This is a genomic window from Thermogemmatispora tikiterensis (assembly GCF_003268475.1).
Taxonomy (GTDB): Bacteria; Chloroflexota; Ktedonobacteria; order Ktedonobacterales; family Ktedonobacteraceae; genus Thermogemmatispora; species Thermogemmatispora tikiterensis.
Map to the genome: position 1 here is coordinate 2,707,296 of NZ_MCIF01000002.1, position 17,064 is coordinate 2,724,359.

Below are 17,064 nucleotides of genomic sequence, written 5' to 3' on the forward strand. Positions count from 1 at the left end.
CTACTAGCAGCCGTCACCAGTTGAGCCATCACACCGCCGGACCAGACCAACCACCCGGGCACCTCCCAGTCAGAAAGGAAATTGCATCACCTCAGAGAGGAACACCTTCGCGCCAGGCGCTGGCGCCTGGCTACTGACAACATCGCAGCGGATGCGGGTTTGGCTGGGAGAGGGAGGCCGGCAGCGCAAGCCGCCGCGGCCACAGCTCATGCTCCGGCCTCCCAGCCCAAGAATCAGGATCAGCAAGTGAACCAGAACCCGCGGCATTGGTCGCGTTGGTACCATGCTGCGCAGGGATCAATCTCCGTAGTGGCTCAGTTTGGGGCCTCCTTCTTGACACGCTTCCCTGCAGGAAGGGTTCACCGCCCTGGGGCGGCTCCTGCCATCCCGCCACCGCAGCCGTCGTGCCCAGCGGAGGAGACAGAGAGGGCGCACACCGGGAGGTCGCCAATGTACGCTCCGCCAGCCGCCCGGGCGCCGTTAGGGTGTAGAGCTTAGACGAGCGAAGCCGCGCAAAGTAGGCACGCGCATCAAAGTCGCCTCGGAGCAGAGCATCCTGGATCGCCGCCACCGGTAAGGCCTCATCGATGAGACGCTTGATCGCCAGGGCGTCGGGCTGCGCTCTTCCCAGCGCGAGATAGCCAATCAGACGATCGCCAGCCAGCGCCAGGCGATGGTAACTCTGCTTCCCATGCCGCGTCAGGACCTTTACCTCCGCCTCCTCCGCTAAGGGATCGCCGACAGCCAGGATCGAGAGCGAACCCAGCCGCGTGGCCTGCCAGGGAGCACCGACCACCCCACTGACAGGGGCCATCATCTGTCCCGTCATGGTCGCCGCTGCCACTCGTCCCTGAAGGACAGCCGCATGCCAGGATGGTTGCGAGCGATAGGAACTACTCAGAGGATGCCGCCAGGCGGCCACATCGCCCGCAGCCAGAATTGCCGGGACACTGGTGCAGAGCCGCTCATCGACAAGGATGCCCTGCTCCTCTTCATAGACAAGAGGCAGCGTGGAACGAGCAGCCAGATCGAGCGCGGGACGCGTTCCCGTACAAATCAGCGCCAGCTGCGCAGGAATAATACGCCCGTCAGCAGTGGCAACCCCCGCTAACTCTCCCACACTGCCCAGAAAGCCTATCACCTCGCTTTCCAGATGAACCAGCGCCCCTGCCTGCTCCACGTGCCGCAGAACAAGCTCAGCTGCCGCTCGATTGAGCAGGCGCGGCAAGCAGTAGGCACCGCGAATGAACCAGTGAACACGCTTGCCCAGGTGCAAGAGGCTCATGACAGTTTCGGCTCCATGCACACCACCACCGATCACCGCCACATCACGGACCTCCCGTAGCCGGCGCCTGACATCAAGATAGTCGGGCAGACGATGCAACGTCAGAACGCCATCTAGCGCAGCGCCGGGCAGATCCTTCGGCAACCCACGGGCAACACTACCCGTCGCCAGGAGGAGTACCCCATAGTGGACTACCCCCCCACGCGCTAGCAGCAGCCTCTGCTCGACCGCATCGATCACTTCGACCCGCGCCACCCCCACTTTGATCCCCCGCGCTTGCTCCGTCCCCTCCGGATAGGCCAGCAACTGGCTCCGACCCACCTTGCCAGAGAGAACCTGGCGCAGCGCCGGCGTGTGAATCGTCGGATAGCACTGCTCTGTCAGGACCAGAATCGTGGCATCAGGCGCAAAACGGCGAGCCTCGATTGCAGCAGTCAGGCCGGCGATCCCATTCCCCACAATCACGATGTCCGCGCTGGCTTGTATTCGCGAATCGCCGAACCAGGCCGGCAGGGCGGTCTTCCGCATGGTTGAAGCGCACCTTTCCTATTGAATTAAGTCTGTATCATCCATTTAATAGCAATCGTCTCTCATACCCCATACCCTGGCAGCAAAGCAGCTCTTCCAGCATGAAGCTATGGAATCGATATCAGTCGACATAACCAGGATGGAAGAACAGGAAGAAGAGGGAGGGGCACTGAGAGAGGCTGACCTTTGAGCGATCAGCTGCCTGCTGACTTTGAAAAGCTGATACCGAAAGCAGTATGGAACAAAATTGCCCAATTTGCGGGTGCAGCCCGGGCAAATAGCCAGAATATCCTATACCCAGCGTCCACTCCCCTCCACCGCAGGAAAGGCAGCCATCATTACGGCATGAGAAGCAAAAAAGCCAATTCAGGTATTGATTTTTGGGCGATTATCTGGTACTGTAAAATATGGAAGGAACGAAATATATCAGACATTGAATATCATTGCGTTTCTTTGTACAGCACCTATCGAAGCAGTCCATGCTTCTCATGACAACGGCCAGCTCACCGCAGCGCTGGTCCAGCGGCAGCGAGCGCGCCCCCGAGACTGCATTTGATCATTGCGCCGCTCGTTCGTCCTCTGTAGAGAGCAGCATCTAAGGAGCGAGAAGTCTCTGTGAGGAAGCAGCACGAGGAAAGGAGCGTTATTTTCGTGCAGAAACCATAGTGCTCTCGCAGTGCAGGGCCTGTTGCTCCTCTGAAGAGGGGCAGCCGTTTCGCTAGCCAGCCAGCCAGCAAACAAGCAAGCGCCAGCGGAAGAGGGGTCCGCGGCCCGGCGACGAACTGCGCTGGCCTTGACGCGGGAAGAGGGGAGAACGTCCCGGGCGCTCCAGCAGCAACCAGGTGACACAAAGCCATCACAGGCCCCCGGCGCGGCGCGGGCTTAGTTCGGCCAATTGGTCCATCCGTCAGCAGCTATCTTATCCAGCCAGAAGGAGCGTGCCATGCAGAAGACCTCTCTGCGTATGACTAAAGCATTCCCGCGTCCCTCACAAGAAGCACCTACCGAGATACGCCATTTCACCTTGCCCGACTTGCTCCCTCCTGAGCATCTTCTCGCTCTCAATCTGACTCTCGGCACCCTGGCCCAGCTCGCCTGCGAGGAGGGTTTGCCCCACCTCATCGCCGAGCAGCAATTCACAAACAGCGAAATCTGTGTGCTGCTCCCCTTACTGGAAGCCTACCCCCACTATTGTCCCTACGAAGTCCTCCTCGCCAGCTTTACCAACGGCCAGATCACAGAAGCCGAGGTTGAGCGTTGCCGAAGACGCCTGAGCCTGGCCCAGGCAGAAGGCGTCTGGGACCAGGAGATGCGCCCCGTACGCAACGTCCTCTCGCGCACGCGCATGAAGTTGTACGCCTTCGGTATCGATATCTTCTCAATCCTGGAAACGGGCTATGTTCTGATGCGCCGAACGCGCCAGCGCCCCAGCGGCTAAAAGCGTCAGGGAGAGCCCCGGCGCCGACCCCTCCTCTGACCCTGGCTTTCAACCCTTGCCCTCGCTGGACCTGGCAGCGCAGGCAATCTCGCCTCCCAGTCTGCCAGAGGAAGCCAGTTCCTCAGCCAGCTGGTCACGAGTGGCGCTCAACAAGGAGCGCTGATGAGAACAATCAGGATCACTGACCTGCGGTAGAGCAGATCAGGCACGCACAGCCCTGCGACAGCTCTACAGCAGTGACTTACCTTGCCCTTTGCTCCCTGGCAATTTGCCAGGGAGCACCTCCTCACTGAGATTCTTCCCTCGCCGGCCTTCGGCCCCTGGGAGCGGCCAGGCTGGTCCTCTCTCCCAGCGTCACAACCAGCCCTCCTCTTTTCACTTCCCAGTGCCAGTATGGTACACTTAGCGATGGACAGGCGGCGCTGTGTTGCTCTTCCTTTAGCCCGGCATCCAGCCGTCTGCCGTTCAGAAGGGAACTCCCATCAGGCAGACCAGAGCATGCCGCGCCTGCCTCTCCATCCGTACCCCGGAGAACACCAATCTCGCTAGCTAGAGAAGAAAGACAGAAAAAGAAAGGATCGCTACATGGAACTTGGTCTTATCGGGCTTGGACGCATGGGAGCCAATATGGCCCTGCGGCTCCAAAGGGCTGGCCATAAATGCATTGGCTACGCACGCCACGCTGAGACCGTGGAGAAGCGTTTGAAAGAGGGGGCTATCTCCGCGGGAGCTACTTCCCTGTCAGAACTCGTTGGGCAGCTGAAGCCGCCCCGCATTGTCTGGTTGATGATTCCCGCCGCCTCCGTGGATGCCACCCTGGAACAGCTCATTCCGCTGCTCTCTCCCGACGATGTCGTCGTCGATGGCGGCAACTCCTTCTATCAGGACGACATTCGCCGCGCCGCCACCCTGAAAGAGCATGGCATCCACTACCTGGACGTCGGCACCAGCGGCGGCGTCTGGGGCCTTGAGCGCGGCTACTGCCTGATGATCGGCGGCGAGGCCGAGATCGTTCAGCGGCTCGAACCGCTCTTTGAAGCCCTCGCTCCCGGTCTCCAGGCCGCCTCCCGTACCCCTGGACGCGAGCAGGTTGGCGGTACCGCCGAGCACGGCTATCTGCATTGCGGCCCACACGGCGCCGGTCACTTTGTCAAGATGGTGCACAATGGCATCGAGTACGGGATTATGGCCGCCTACGCCGAGGGCTTCAACATCTTGCGCCACGCCAACATCGGCAAGCATCCCGAAGAGATCGACGCCGAGACGACGCCTTTGCGCAATCCCGAGTACTACCAGTACGACTTCAACCTGGCCGATATCGCCGAACTCTGGCGCCGCGGCAGCGTCATCGCCTCCTGGCTGCTCGACCTGACCGCCCACGCCTTGCTCACAGACCCCGATCTGAGCCAGTTTGCGGGACGCGTCTCCGACTCAGGTGAGGGACGCTGGACCATCAAAGCCGCTATCGATGAGGCCGTGCCCGCCGGCGTGCTCAGCACCGCTCTCTACGAGCGCTTTGCCTCCCGCGGCGAGGCAGATTTTGCCGACAAACTGCTCTCGGCCATGCGCTTTGAGTTCGGTGGCCACCATGAGAAGCAAGGCTAGCCCCGGCAGGCACCGCCTCCACCAGACCTGACTCCTCTCGCGCAGCCACACCCGCCTATCTCGCGAGATGCGCGCCGGGGCCGCCGCCCGCCGGCAGTCGCTGCCATATTCGCCCGCGGCTCCGGGATAGGCTGGCCCGCTGCCTCGCGGAGCCAGCCTTCCTGCCCTTTCTTCTTCTCTCCGCCTCCATCTCAGGGTGATAAGCCTCCTTAAAGCCCTCATGTCCTCCAAGAGAATATGAACCGCTCTTTTAACCTCATCATTGACCGGCGTATTTCATTACGGCTGTGCTCTAGTTGCCGCTCTTGAATAGGTATTTTTACCTAGATTCTGGTATAATGAGGGGACGGTCATGTACAGCTATAGGCAGGAACACACAACACGCACAGGTTCTTAGCCATGAGATACACCAGCAATCACGAGTCACAAGGCTACGCCTCCCCGAGGGAAACGGGAGCAGCCCTATCAGGGCCAGAAATGGCCCAACCAGCGAGCCAGCCACTTTCCAGGAGGCAGCGCCATCGTCCGGCCTCGCCCCGGGCCATGCTGCTGGCTGGACTCCTCACTCTGCTGCTGATCGCCACCGCCGTCCTTGCCTGGGGTCTCTATGCGCTGCTGAGCGGCAACAGTCAGAGCGGCAATCAGGCTCAACGCAACCCCGCTACTTTTATCGCCGAGCGCCCGCAGGAGGCGGCCAACGAGCAACAAGTGCTCGTCCTGGCCCAGCGCTATCTGACCGCTTTTCTGCATCATGACTACGCCACTATGTGGTCGCTCCTGGCACCGGCCCGGCGCGCCCTCTGGCCCGACGAACAAGCCTTCGCTCACTTCTGGCAGGCGCGCTTTGCCCATTACACTCTGCAGGGCTTCAGCCTGGGACTCCCCAGCCGACTCAGTCGCTGGATCGATCCAGAGACCATGACGAGCTACAGTGATGCCCTCACTGTTCCGGTCTCCCTGCAGCTCGTTCCCGATGCCACTTTGAGCAAGGAAACCAATGTACCGCCCGAGGACCTTCACCCGGCGAGCATCTACCGCAACCTGCCTTTCATCGTCCAGGCCAGCCCCAGCCAGGGCAATGAGCAGCCGCACTGGTATGTAGTCGCTGGCGGACCGGTTGATCCTGAAGCACCTATTCTACCACCGCCTCAGCCAGCCGCCCGCAGCGTTGCGGTGCCCATCCTGATGTATCACCACGTCTCACCTGCACCCACTCACAATCTGCTCGATTACAGCCTGACCGTCACGCCGCGCAACTTTGCCGCCCAGCTCGACTATCTCAAAAGCCACGGCTACCATACCATCACCTTCAACCAGCTCTTCAACGCCCTCTATTTTGACGCACCGCTGCCTCCGCACCCCATTATTCTCACCTTTGACGATGGCTACGAGGATGTCTATCGCTACGCGGTGCCTTTGCTGCAGGCCCACGGCTTCACTGGCACGTTCTACATCATCACCGGTGTCGTGGGAAACGCGGGCTATATGAGCTGGGGAGAGATCCGCAACCTGCTCGCTGAGGGCATGCAGGTTGGCTCACATACTGTGCATCACATCAGCCTGGGCTGGATCGTCGTCGGCGATCCTCAGCTTACTCAGCAGGAGCTGCAGCTGTCACAGGCTACCCTGCAGCAGCACCTCGGCATCCCCATCCAGCAGTTCTGTTACCCCAGCGGCGAGCCTTTCCGCCACGGGACCTCTCTCGAACAGGCCCGCATCACCACCATGCTGGCCGCCGATGGCTACGTTGGTGCCACCACCGATCCCGGCCTTACCGGCTGGCTCCAGCAAAGCACCCGGCCTTTCGCTCTGCTGCGCATCCGCGTCGACGGACGCGAAAACCTGGCGGAATTTATCGCTAGCCTACCAGCGTTTTCATAGAGCGAATGGGTGAATTGGGAGATCCCCTAGAAAAGGGTCTTTACAATTCACCCTCAGATGTGCTATCATTCTAGTCGCCAACACAAAGGCATGGGGATGTAGCTCAGCCGGTAGAGCGCGACAATCGCACTGTCGAGGTCAGGGGTTCGAGTCCCCTCATCTCCACCCGCTGCCAGCACAGCACAGCTCAGCTCAACGGGCAGCAAGCGCAGGAGGGCCTTCCTCCCCCCCCTTGCAAATCGCAAAGCTTTGTGCTATAGTAAAAGGGCAGCGGGAAGAGAATAAACCTGGCGATGAGCAGGAGTAGTAGGTCGCGAGACCCGTCCAGAGAGTAGCCGGCTGGTGCAAGGCTATACGGGATAACGACCGAACTCGCCTGTGAGCAACAGGTGCGAACGCCTCGGGAGTCAGTAGCACCTGTCGGTATGCCCGTTACAGCAATGAACGAGTGCCAGTCACCTGGCACTGCGGAGTGAAGAATTCTTGATGAGACGCTCTCAAGCGTCTGTTGTAGATGGGCCTGTAGCACAGTTGGTAGCGCGCCTCTATGGCATGGAGGAGGTCAGGGGTTCGAGTCCCCTCAGGTCCACTTCTCTTCAGCTCCGCAGTAAGCTACCGATGGTGATTGGAAACAGGGTGGTACCACGGAAAAACCTTTCGTCCCGAGCGGATGAAAGGTTTTTTTATTGCTACGCTCACTCCCTACTGCATCGCTTATTTCCTGGTCTGTCGCTGTCGCCTTTTGTCCTGTGTCTATGCTGCTGCAGCCTGTCCCACTTTCGGCTGCCGCTCCCGCCTGAGCCACCGCCGTAGACGCAGGGCCACTCACTACAAGCCAGACAGCTCCCGACAGCCAGGGAGATAGAGAAAACCAGGTGAAGCAGCAGAATAAGCGCTTCCGCTCTCATGCGTGCGCCTCGGGCTGGCTTCGCACACCGATGGACGATGTCAGCTCGCTTTGCCTCTGCTTTCCTGCTGTTGGCCGCAGTGCCTGATCAGGTCCGACCGATTATCAGGGGAGGGACACCTGCAATGATCACGCGCACAAAATATGATCCAAAGGTAATTGAACCAAAATGGCAGACTCGCTGGGAGGAGGAGCAGATCTATCACGCGCCGGACGATTCGCCTAAGCCCAAATTCTACCATCTGGTGATGTTCCCCTACCCCTCCGGCGATCTGCATATGGGCCACTGGTACAATTATTCGCCGTTCGATGCCTATGGCCGCTTCATGCGCCGCCTGGGCTACAATGTTATGCAGCCCATCGGCTTCGATGCCTTCGGCCTGCCCGCCGAAAATGCCGCTATCAAGCGCGGCATCCAGGCCCGTGATTGGACAATGGCCAACATCGAACGCATGCGCAAGCAGCTGCGCATGATGGGCGCTCAGTGGGACTGGCAGCGCGAGGTCGTAACCTGCCAGCCCGAGTACTATAAATGGACTCAGTGGCTCTTCCTGCAGTTCTATAAGCACGGCCTGGCCTATCGCACTCGTGCCCCCGCCAACTGGTGCCCCGGCTGCAATACGACCCTGGCTAATGAGCAGGTGCTGCCTAACGGCACGTGCGAACGCTGCGGCAGTACGGTGATCCGTAAGGAGATCGAGCAGTGGCTGCTGCGCATCACCAAATACGCCGAGGAGCTGCTGCGCTTCGATGGCATTGACTGGCCCGAGAAGACGGTCACGATGCAGCGCAACTGGATCGGACGCAGCGAGGGTGCAGAGATCCGTTTCTTCACCGAGATCGACGGAGAGCGCGTTGAGATCCCCGTCTTTACTACACGCCCTGATACCGTCTATGGCGTCACCTTCTTTGTACTGGCACCGGAGCATCCGCTGGTCGAGCGCCTGACCACTTCCGAGCAGCGCGCCGCGGTCGAGGCTTATGTCGAGCGTACACGTCGCATGACAGAGATCGAGCGCCTGAGCACGGAGAAGGAAAAGACGGGTGTCTTCACCGGTGGCTACGTGATCAATCCTGTCAGCGGCGATCGCGTGCCGGTCTGGATTGCCGACTATGTGCTGCTGAGCTACGGCTCGGGCGCCGTGATGGGCGTGCCCGCCCATGATCAGCGCGATTTCGAGTTTGCCCGTAAGTTTGGTCTGCCGATCCGTCAGGTGATCCTGCCCCCAGGCGAGGAGGAGAGCGATCCGGCAACCTGGAGCGAGGCGAAGACAGCCTATGGCACGATGATCAATTCCGGCCCCTTTACGGGCACGCCCGCCGATCAGGCCATCCGCCGCGTGATTAGCTACCTGGAGGAGCAGGGCATTGGCCAGTCGAAGGTGACCTACCGCCTGCGCGATTGGCTGATCAGTCGCCAGCGCTATTGGGGCGCCCCGATCCCGATCATCTATTGCCCCAAGGATGGCACGGTTCCCGTCCCCGAGGATCAGCTGCCCGTTTACCTGCCTGAGCATGTTCAGTTCAAACCGACGGGCGAGTCTCCTCTGCGCTACGAACCGGCGTTCCTGAATACGACCTGTCCCAAGTGCGGCGGCCCGGCAACGCGCGAGGTCGATACTATGGATACCTTCATTTGTTCGTCCTGGTACTTCCTGCGCTACGCCGACCCGCATAACGATCAGGAGGCCTGGAGCCAGGAGGCCATCCGTCGCTGGCTGCCGGTCGACCAGTATGTCGGTGGCGCTGAGCACGCCACCATGCACCTGCTGTACGCGCGCTTCTTCGTCAAGGCCCTGCGCGACATGGGCTACCTGCATTTCGATGAGCCGTTCCTGCGCCTGTACCACCAGGGCATGGTGCTGGGAGCCGACGGCCAGAAGATGTCGAAGTCGCGCGGTAACGTCGAAGCTCCCGATAAGTATGTCGAGAAGTACGGCGCCGATACGGTCCGCTGCTACATGATGTTCATCGGCCCCTTCGATCAGGGGGGGAGCTTCAAGGCCGAGAACCTGGAAGGCGTCTGGCGCTTCCTGAACCGCGTCTGGAACCTGGTGACGGAAAGCTGGGTCAGCGGCACCGTCAGCGAGGAGGAGAACGAGGCCACCCGCGCGATCGAGCGCCTGCGCCATAAGACGATCAAGCGCGTCACCGAGGATCTGCACCACTTCCGCTTCAATACGGCCCTGGCTGCGCTGATGGAGATGAACAATGCCCTGATCAAGCAGCAGCATGATCCGGTCGCTCGCACCGCCGCCTATCGCCAGGCCCTGGAGACTATGATGCAGCTGCTGGCTCCAATGGCTCCTCACATTACCGAGGAGCTGTGGGAAATGACCGGCCACCAGGGCAGCATTCATCTGACCGACTGGCCACAATACGATGAGGCTCTGACACACGATGAGACCTTCACACTGGTGGTGCAGGTCAACGGGCGCGTGCGCGAACGCCTGGAGGTGCCAGTCGAGACGCCCGAGGAGGAGATCCGTCAGCTGGTGCTGAGCAACCCGCGCGTGGCCGCCTATATCGGCGATGCTTCCGTGGAGAAGTTCATCTACGTGCCTGGCCGCATAGCAAACGTGGTCACGCGCCCCGCTTAGATCCCGGCCCAGGCCGCGCGCTGTTCGTAGCCGAGCGCCATAGCTATTGATTGATATTGATAGCCTTTGCTGCCTCTGCCACGGTCGCCCAAGCCGCAGCACGCACTCAGGCCCAGCCAGCAGAGCCAACTATGGAAGAAGGCTGGAGGCTGGTGCCTTGATCTTCTTTCACAGCGGCAAAGGCAAGCACCGGGCAAGCAATCAGCCTACCTGTGGCCGTGATGCCAGTTTGGACATCACGGCCATCTTTTTCTGGGAGCCTCTTTTTGACCGTTTCCTCAACTTTCCCTATTCCTCTGACCTATGATCTGACAGACGGTAGAGGGCTTCAGAGCATTTGAGAGGCCTACAGAGACACTAGGCGACCTCAAGCAGAGGCCGAAAGCCCAGCCATTGTCATGGGGGAAGAAATGTGCTAAACTAGTATGGCCGCTGTGACAAAACGCCCTGGAGCCATCTGGGCTGATATATCTGCTTTCACCAACGCACCTCAACAATATCGCATTTGGCGATACATAGAGTTTGGTTGCACCGACCAGGGCTAATAAAGTGGTACATTAATTCAGGAAAGGAAGCGTTTCTGAATCGATGGCACCCCCTCCGGTTGGAAAGCACATCTTGTCGGAACTGTATTCGTGCGACAAGAACCTGATGGCTCAGCTGGATAGCGAGAAGCTGCGTGCAGCCGTCTCTAGGATGACGAAAGAGCACAATCTCACGCAACTGGGAGCTTTTTGTCATCAGTTCGATGGGGGCGGTATCACCTGTCTGATCGCCCTGGCTGAGTCTCATATTGCTATCCATACCTGGCCAGAGCTGGGCTACGCGACGCTGGAAGTCTACATCTGCAACTACCAGCGGGATAACTCCGACGCCGCTGAACGCATCCACGCCGCGCTCGTCTCGTTCTTCGAGCCAGGTAAGGTCGAAACTCGCCGGCTCGCCCGCTAATTCCGCCCTCCGCTCATCCACCAAACCTGTCCGCCTGCCCGCTATCCACCTGCCTGTCCGCAGGGACGGGTCGTCGCGAAGGTGAGAGAGAGGAAGGGAGGAGGAAGGAAAGGGAACGAGGGGAGGATGGAGAACATCCCTGTGGGTGGGGTCGGCTCCTCGGCGCAGAAAACGCTCACGGCCATGCCCCGCGCCGAAGCTGAGCGGGGCATGGCTCAGGTGGGCGTTTTTTCTATTCCACCACCAGAACGCGGTCGTCACGAATGATCATGCCAACGTTCGGGTCCTCAATGGCCTCCCGCACGTACTTGGGTAGGGCAAACATGTGCTGGTGCGACTCAACATCATAAAATTTGAGATTGGTGCACCCCCGCTCTCGCAGCGTGGCCGCGATGACCTGCGGCGTAAAGCGCGCCGCGATGTCTTCGTCACTGGCCACCGCAAAGCCCCAGGGCAGGCCAAAGAAGGTAACCATCGCCTGATAGGAAAACACCGATTTGAAGCACTGCTTCAGGGTCTTGATGATGGAGGCATGCGCCTCACAAACCCCAATGTCGGTCGCCTCGGCCTGCATGCCAAAAGTCCCCCCCGGATTGAGACGGGACTTGGCCAGCTTGAAGAATTCGGTAGTGAAGAGCAGAGCCGCTGGCCCACCCTCCAATGGGTCAGTGGCATCGACAATGACGCAGTCAAAGGTCTCGCTGGTCTTCTCTAGATAACCCCGCGCGTCAGCATGCACCAGCTCAACGCGAGGATCATCAAAGGCCCCCTGATGCCAGTCACCAAGATGCTCCCTGGCCAGGGCTACCAGCGTGTCGTCAATATCTACCATCACCACACGCTCGACGGTGTTATGCCTCAGCACCTCCCGCAACGTGGCTCCCTCTCCTCCTCCGACAATGAAAACTTTCTTGGGCTGCCGGTGCGCTACCAGGACTGGATGAATGAGCGCTTCGTGATAGATATGCTCATCGAGAGCCGAGGACTGCGGAATGCCGTCCAGAAAGAGCGCTCTCCCAAAGCCAATAGTGTCCAGGATCAGAATCTCCTGATACGGCGACCTGGTGGCAACAACCGTCTTGAGTACGCGGTACATGTTGGCACGCGTGCCCCCGCGGAAATCTATGAGCCAGTTCTGTGCCTGCATCTGCTTCATCAAATGCATAATTCACCCCTCAACTTCCTAAGATATTGTGAGATAAAAAGTATAGAGGAGAGGATCTGATGAAAAGAAGTGAAGTGCGGCTTGAAGCCACTCCTCGCTCCCAAGCTGTTCCAGTCCCGGCAACTATTATAGCATATTCACGCCCCTCTGCCTCTGCTATTCTGCACTTCCTGCCACAGTCCTGCTTGCCTCATCGCCCTGCTCGCCCATCACCCGGCAGCCAAGCGAGAGCAGTGCCCCCCTGCTGGACCCGCTCGCTGCACAGACCACCGCTAGAGATGGAACCTGTGCGGGGCCTCAATCGTAATAAGAGCGAGAACCGCCAGAGGTCACCCGGCGCGCCGCTTGGGCGCTCCCGGGCCAAGGGGCAGAGAGCCGCGCCTGCTATTTCCGCTTTCCCTTGCTGCGGAGGAAATGCCAAAGTGAGGGATGAAAAGCGTTACTATAAAATGAGAGGACTTGTGCAGAGGCCCAGGTCTCGCCTTATTTAAAACGTTGACCGTCTGCTGCTCTTCTCTCGCTATAATTGATGAGCAACAGCAGTCACCGCACCTGCACAACATGGGCAAAGTGGGATAGAGGCCCGGCAAGTGAGTGAGTGAGTGAGTGAGCGAGCGATTGAACGTGAGGACAGAGAGAGCATGATGAATCCACGGATCGATGAGGAACGGCAACCTGAAACACCGTGCGACACGACGCTCAGCCAGCTGACCGACGAGGGCGAAGTGCTGATGCGCCAGGGCTTCACTGAGGATGAGGTCACGTCCCTGCTCTGGCTGCGCCAGTGGTATCAGAGCGGAGGAAGCGATCGTATGGAGATCGTCCGTCGCCTGGAGTTTATCAGAATGCTGTTCCTCCAAGGCAAAATCGAGTTGTAGCTTATTTCGTCCGCCTGTCCACCCGAGACGCGCTCAAGATGCGCCTCGCTGCCACCTGCCCCCCCTGGCAGGCAGGCCCGCGGGTACGAGGGTAGCGATGCGGTGACCGCCTCAGAGGGAAGGGCAGGCACGTGACGATAGAGGCCTTCTTTTCCGGCGAGTTGGCTGTCTGTTTGTTTTTGCGGCTGCCTGCTCGCCGTTTTGCTTCCTTCTCTCTTATCTCCTTCTAACTTGGCCCTGCCGCCTAACGTAGTAATTGCTGAAACAGAAAAAAGGCCGTCTGACCAGGCGCCGCCCTCTAGAATAGATACCTCGCGCCGCCAGACTGGGCCTTTGAGAGCATATAATAAGGACAGCACATCCGACGAGGGAAGATAAGGTTTGCTCCTATGCGAATGATTCTCTATCTCGGCAAAGGTGGCGTGGGGAAAACGACGGTGGCTGCCGCTACCGCTGTACGCTCAGCCCAGCTCGGCAAACGGACGCTAGTGGTGAGTACCGACCTGGCCCATAGTCTCGCCGATTGCCTGAAACAGCCTCTGACCTCGGAACCGAGCGAGCTGGCCCCCCAATTATGGGCCCAGGAGGTGAATGTGCTCGATGAGATGCGACGCAGTTGGGGAAAATTGCAGAGCACGCTGAGCACTCTCCTGCGCGCTCAGGGCCTGAACAGTATCATGGCCGAGGAGCTGGCTCTGATCCCCGGCATGGATGAAATTGTTAGCTTGCTTAATATCTACCGCAATGCCCGCGACGGCGCTTTTGAGGTGGTGGTGATCGATGCCGCCCCCACTGGCGAGACGGTACGCCTGCTGAGCATGCCCGATACCTTCCAGTGGTATGCCGGGCGCATCGCTGGCCTGCAAAGCACTACGCTCAATCTGGCACGCCCCTTGATTAAGGCCTTCCTTCCATCGGCAGAGGTCCTGGATGCCATCCAGTTGCTCAGCGAGCGCGTCAACGCCCTCCGCAGTGTGCTGAGCGATCCCTCTGTTAGCTCTTATCGCCCAGTCGTGAACCCAGAACGTATGGTGATCAAGGAGGCGCTGCGCGCAGAAACCTATCTCGCTCTCTTCGGCTATCCCATCGACGGCGTGGTCTGTAATCGCGTCTTACCGCCCGGTCCCTACCAGGATCAGTTTATGCAGCAGATGTATCAGAGTCAGGAGAAGCTTCGTCGCCACATCCAACAGACCTTCGCCCCCTTACCCGTCTGGGAGGCCCCTTACTACGCCCAGGAACCCCTCGGCATCGAGCGTCTGGCCGAGCTGGCCCAGGCCATCTTCGGTGAACAGGACCCGACGCAGGTCTTTTATCGCGGGCCTGTTCAGGAGGTTATTGAGCAGGATGGCCATTATGTCCTGCGCCTTCCTCTTCCTCACGTCGAGCTGGAGAAGGTGCTGATGACGAAAAAAGGAGATGAGATGATCATCGAGATCGGCAATTTCAAGCGCGATATCCCTCTGCCCGCTGTTCTGGCCAGCCAGGAGGCAACGGTGGCACGCTTTGTCGATAAGGCTCTGGAGATCCACTTTGCGCCGCCCGCCAGCCAGCCAGAGTCGGAGCACGAGAAATCGGCCTGAGCGGAGTCATCATCTTCATTCGTTCTCTCGCCCGCTCAGGCAAAGCCCGGCCTGCCAGGTCAGGGTTAAAGCGGGTCGGCTGGCCCCTGCTCTGGTCACTTATGCGCGCCCGCTTGCTCTTCGGCAGCGGGCGGCCTTCCATTCCGACCTACCAGCGACACCAGCGTTGCTCATTGCAAACAACCTACTCGTACCTGCCTGGCGCTAGCGGCTGGGCGAGAGCAGCAAGGCTTGAAGCCAAGCCACCAGAGAAAGGTGAAAGGACAATGCAGGTCTTTGTTGCCGGTGCAACAGGAGTTCTGGGGCGCGCGCTTATCCCTCGCTTACTCCAGCAGGGACATACAGTGCGCGCGCTCGTACGTTCGCCCGAACGGGGGCAGCAGATCCGGGCCCCCGGAGTTGAGTTAGTCAGCGGCGACCTCCTGACCGAGGCCACAGCGCAGCAGCTCCCCGCCCTGGTCCGCGGTTGTAACGCCGTCGTGCATATCGCTACGGCGATCCCGCGCAATCCCACTGAAGCCTCAGCCTGGGAGCCTACCACCCGGCTGCGCACCGAGGGCACCCGGCTGCTGCTGGAAGCAGCACGTGCGGCGGAGGCCCGCTACTATATCCAGCAGAGCATCGCCATCGCCTACCCCGATGGCGGCGAGCGCTGGCTTGACGAGACAACGCCGCTCGATCGCTCGCCGCAGCGCGCCACGGTCTGCCGACCGGTGATCACAATGGAGGAGATGGTGCAGGCCGTCGATCCCTCCGAGCTGGGATGGTGTATCTTGCGCGGCGGCAGCTTCGTCGGTCGTGGAACCGCCCAGGATACGCTGGTCTCTCGCTTGCGCGAGGGGCAGCTCGTGGTGATCTGCGACGGGAGCAACTTTATTTCGCCGATTCACGTGGCCGATATGGCTACGGCTATCGTTGCGGCCTTACAGCCGGCGGCAGTGGGACGCATCTTCAATATCGTGTCGACGCCGGTCCGCTACGGGGAGTATGTAGACCACATCGCCGCTCTGCTGCAGGTGCCCCCTCCTCCACGCGATCTTTCAATGCCCTGTCCCCCGTCGTTTCGCTGTAGCAATGAGGCCGCCCGCAGCGTGCTCGGCTGGCAGCCAGTACACGATATCTACGAGGATGTGGTCCCCGCTCAGCAGTGAGAGGCGCCCGCCAGGCAGCAAGGCAATTTGCACACTTGAGCCGAACCGCCCGGGCAGGACAGAAGAAGGCCGACCGAGCACCAGGAGCCAGGCCAGGAGCAGCGACTCTGGCAGTGGCCGCCTGCAGTTCGCTGCCTCGCAGCTGCCCCTGTCCTGCCCCTGTCCCGTCCCGGACTCTGCCAGAATCACTCTCTCTGAGCTAATAATAGGCCGCGCCGCGAAGCAAGCCTTCGCCCGCTCTCGCCCGGCTCCGATGGCAGGTCCTTACTCGCCTCGTTGCGCTTCCACTTCCGTGCCACGGCCCGTTATGCCCTCTCCTTCCAGCCCGCTCCTCGCCCCCTCGCTGCCAGGATTGGCCGTACCTTCCGCACCGCCGCCAGGGCTGGCAAGGCGCAGGGCTGCCATAGCGGCGGTCTCTGTGGCCCGTGGCACCAGAGCGTTGCGCGCTCCATACTTGCAGAGAATGGAGGCTGCTTCGGCCTGACGTTCCAGCGTTCTGACCATGACGATGGTGCGCCCCGGCAGCGCCTCAGTATCCGCGTAACGCGGCCCCGGCCCCGCTCCCACTAAAGAGGGACCAATGACGGTCCCGAGAAAACCCCCTCCCAAGGCTCCAAGCGCAAGACCTTCGAGCAAGGCGATCACCGGCCCCCCGCTGATCTGTACGCCAGCCAGGGGAAGAGCAAAGGAGGCGATGAAGCTGAATAGCCCTCCGCCAATGGCTCCCACAATAGCCCCAAGCACCGGCAGGTTATATCTGGCCCTCACTCGCTCCAGTAGCCGCTCCGCCGGACCAGCTTCCTGCAGCTTGAGTGGCTCACGCGATAGCCTGGTAATCTGGTCGTCTCGGAAACCAGCAGCTTTCAGCTCTCCGACTGCCTGCTCCGCCTGACTCCGCTCTTCGAAAATACCCACCACAGCAGCAGGTCCGATCAGTGCCATCTCTCTTGCTTTCCCTCCAGAAGCATCTTGCAGGCTCATAGCCCCTATATTATGCCCATTCGGCCCCGAGGATCAATAGGTACTATTTATGCAACACCTTTAGTAGATAGGCCCACCAGAGTCAGAGGGTCGGCATCATTTTACTCGACA

The 17,064-nt window shown here is 60.1% G+C and carries 11 protein-coding genes and 2 tRNA genes; 10 read left to right on the plus strand and 3 right to left on the minus strand.

All coding sequences use genetic code 11. The annotated features are described in order from the left end of the window. Nucleotides 1-130: 130 nt before the first annotated feature. On the minus strand, nt 131-1,813 hold the full coding sequence (locus A4R35_RS10965) for an NAD(P)/FAD-dependent oxidoreductase (RefSeq protein ID WP_112429282.1): 1,683 nt from the start codon (nt 1,811-1,813) through the stop codon (nt 131-133). A 943-nt stretch (nt 1,814-2,756) separates the two neighbouring features. Here A4R35_RS10965 and A4R35_RS10970 point away from each other — a divergent pair. The 7 genes from A4R35_RS10970 (at nt 2,757) to speD (ending at nt 11,195) form a co-directional block, all read left to right on the plus strand. Continuing rightward, nucleotides 2,757-3,251 (plus strand): hypothetical protein, encoded by a 495-nt coding sequence (locus tag A4R35_RS10970; RefSeq protein WP_112429284.1) that lies wholly within the window; start codon nt 2,757-2,759, stop codon nt 3,249-3,251. Between the two features lie 585 nt (nt 3,252-3,836). After that, a complete protein-coding gene (gene gnd / locus A4R35_RS10975; protein ID WP_112429286.1) occupies nt 3,837-4,856 on the plus strand; it encodes a phosphogluconate dehydrogenase (NAD(+)-dependent, decarboxylating) in 1,020 nt (339 codons plus the stop codon). 477 nt (nt 4,857-5,333) lie between these two features. Continuing rightward, complete coding sequence (locus tag A4R35_RS10980; protein ID WP_189361660.1) at nt 5,334-6,737, plus strand: polysaccharide deacetylase family protein; 1,404 nt, start codon at nt 5,334-5,336, stop codon at nt 6,735-6,737. A gap of 92 nt (nt 6,738-6,829) precedes the next feature. After that, a tRNA-Ala gene (locus A4R35_RS10985) sits at nt 6,830-6,902 on the plus strand. A gap of 351 nt (nt 6,903-7,253) precedes the next feature. Beyond that, a tRNA-Ala gene (locus A4R35_RS10990) sits at nt 7,254-7,326 on the plus strand. Nucleotides 7,327-7,769: 443 nt separating this feature from the next. Continuing rightward, on the plus strand, nt 7,770-10,244 hold the full coding sequence (gene leuS, locus A4R35_RS10995) for a leucine--tRNA ligase (protein ID WP_112429290.1): 2,475 nt from the start codon (nt 7,770-7,772) through the stop codon (nt 10,242-10,244). A 588-nt stretch (nt 10,245-10,832) separates the two neighbouring features. Further along, nucleotides 10,833-11,195, plus strand: coding sequence for an adenosylmethionine decarboxylase (gene speD, locus A4R35_RS11000; protein ID WP_069804310.1), 363 nt, complete (start codon nt 10,833-10,835; stop codon nt 11,193-11,195). Between the two features lie 232 nt (nt 11,196-11,427). Here the strand turns inward: speD and speE are convergent, their stop codons facing one another. Further along, nucleotides 11,428-12,360 (minus strand): polyamine aminopropyltransferase, encoded by a 933-nt coding sequence (gene speE / locus A4R35_RS11005; RefSeq protein ID WP_112429292.1) that lies wholly within the window; start codon nt 12,358-12,360, stop codon nt 11,428-11,430. A gap of 641 nt (nt 12,361-13,001) precedes the next feature. Here speE and A4R35_RS11010 point away from each other — a divergent pair. The 3 genes from A4R35_RS11010 (at nt 13,002) to A4R35_RS11020 (ending at nt 15,972) form a co-directional block, all read left to right on the plus strand. Further along, entirely contained in the window at nt 13,002-13,238 is a 237-nt protein-coding gene (locus A4R35_RS11010) for a hypothetical protein (RefSeq protein WP_146747185.1), read from the plus strand. A gap of 389 nt (nt 13,239-13,627) precedes the next feature. After that, nucleotides 13,628-14,821, plus strand: a complete 1,194-nt coding sequence (locus A4R35_RS11015) for an ArsA family ATPase (RefSeq protein WP_112429296.1) — start codon at nt 13,628-13,630, stop codon at nt 14,819-14,821. A gap of 266 nt (nt 14,822-15,087) precedes the next feature. Beyond that, nucleotides 15,088-15,972 carry an NAD-dependent epimerase/dehydratase family protein gene (locus A4R35_RS11020; RefSeq protein ID WP_189361662.1) on the plus strand — a complete coding sequence of 295 codons (885 nt, stop codon included), beginning with the start codon at nt 15,088-15,090 and terminating at the stop codon, nt 15,970-15,972. A 264-nt stretch (nt 15,973-16,236) separates the two neighbouring features. On the opposite strand, the gene A4R35_RS11025 is transcribed toward A4R35_RS11020, so the two are convergent. Continuing rightward, the gene (locus A4R35_RS11025) at nt 16,237-16,914 is read right to left on the minus strand and encodes a hypothetical protein (RefSeq protein ID WP_112429300.1); all 678 of its coding nucleotides are present in this window, start codon (nt 16,912-16,914) and stop codon (nt 16,237-16,239) included. Nucleotides 16,915-17,064 lie beyond the last annotated feature (150 nt).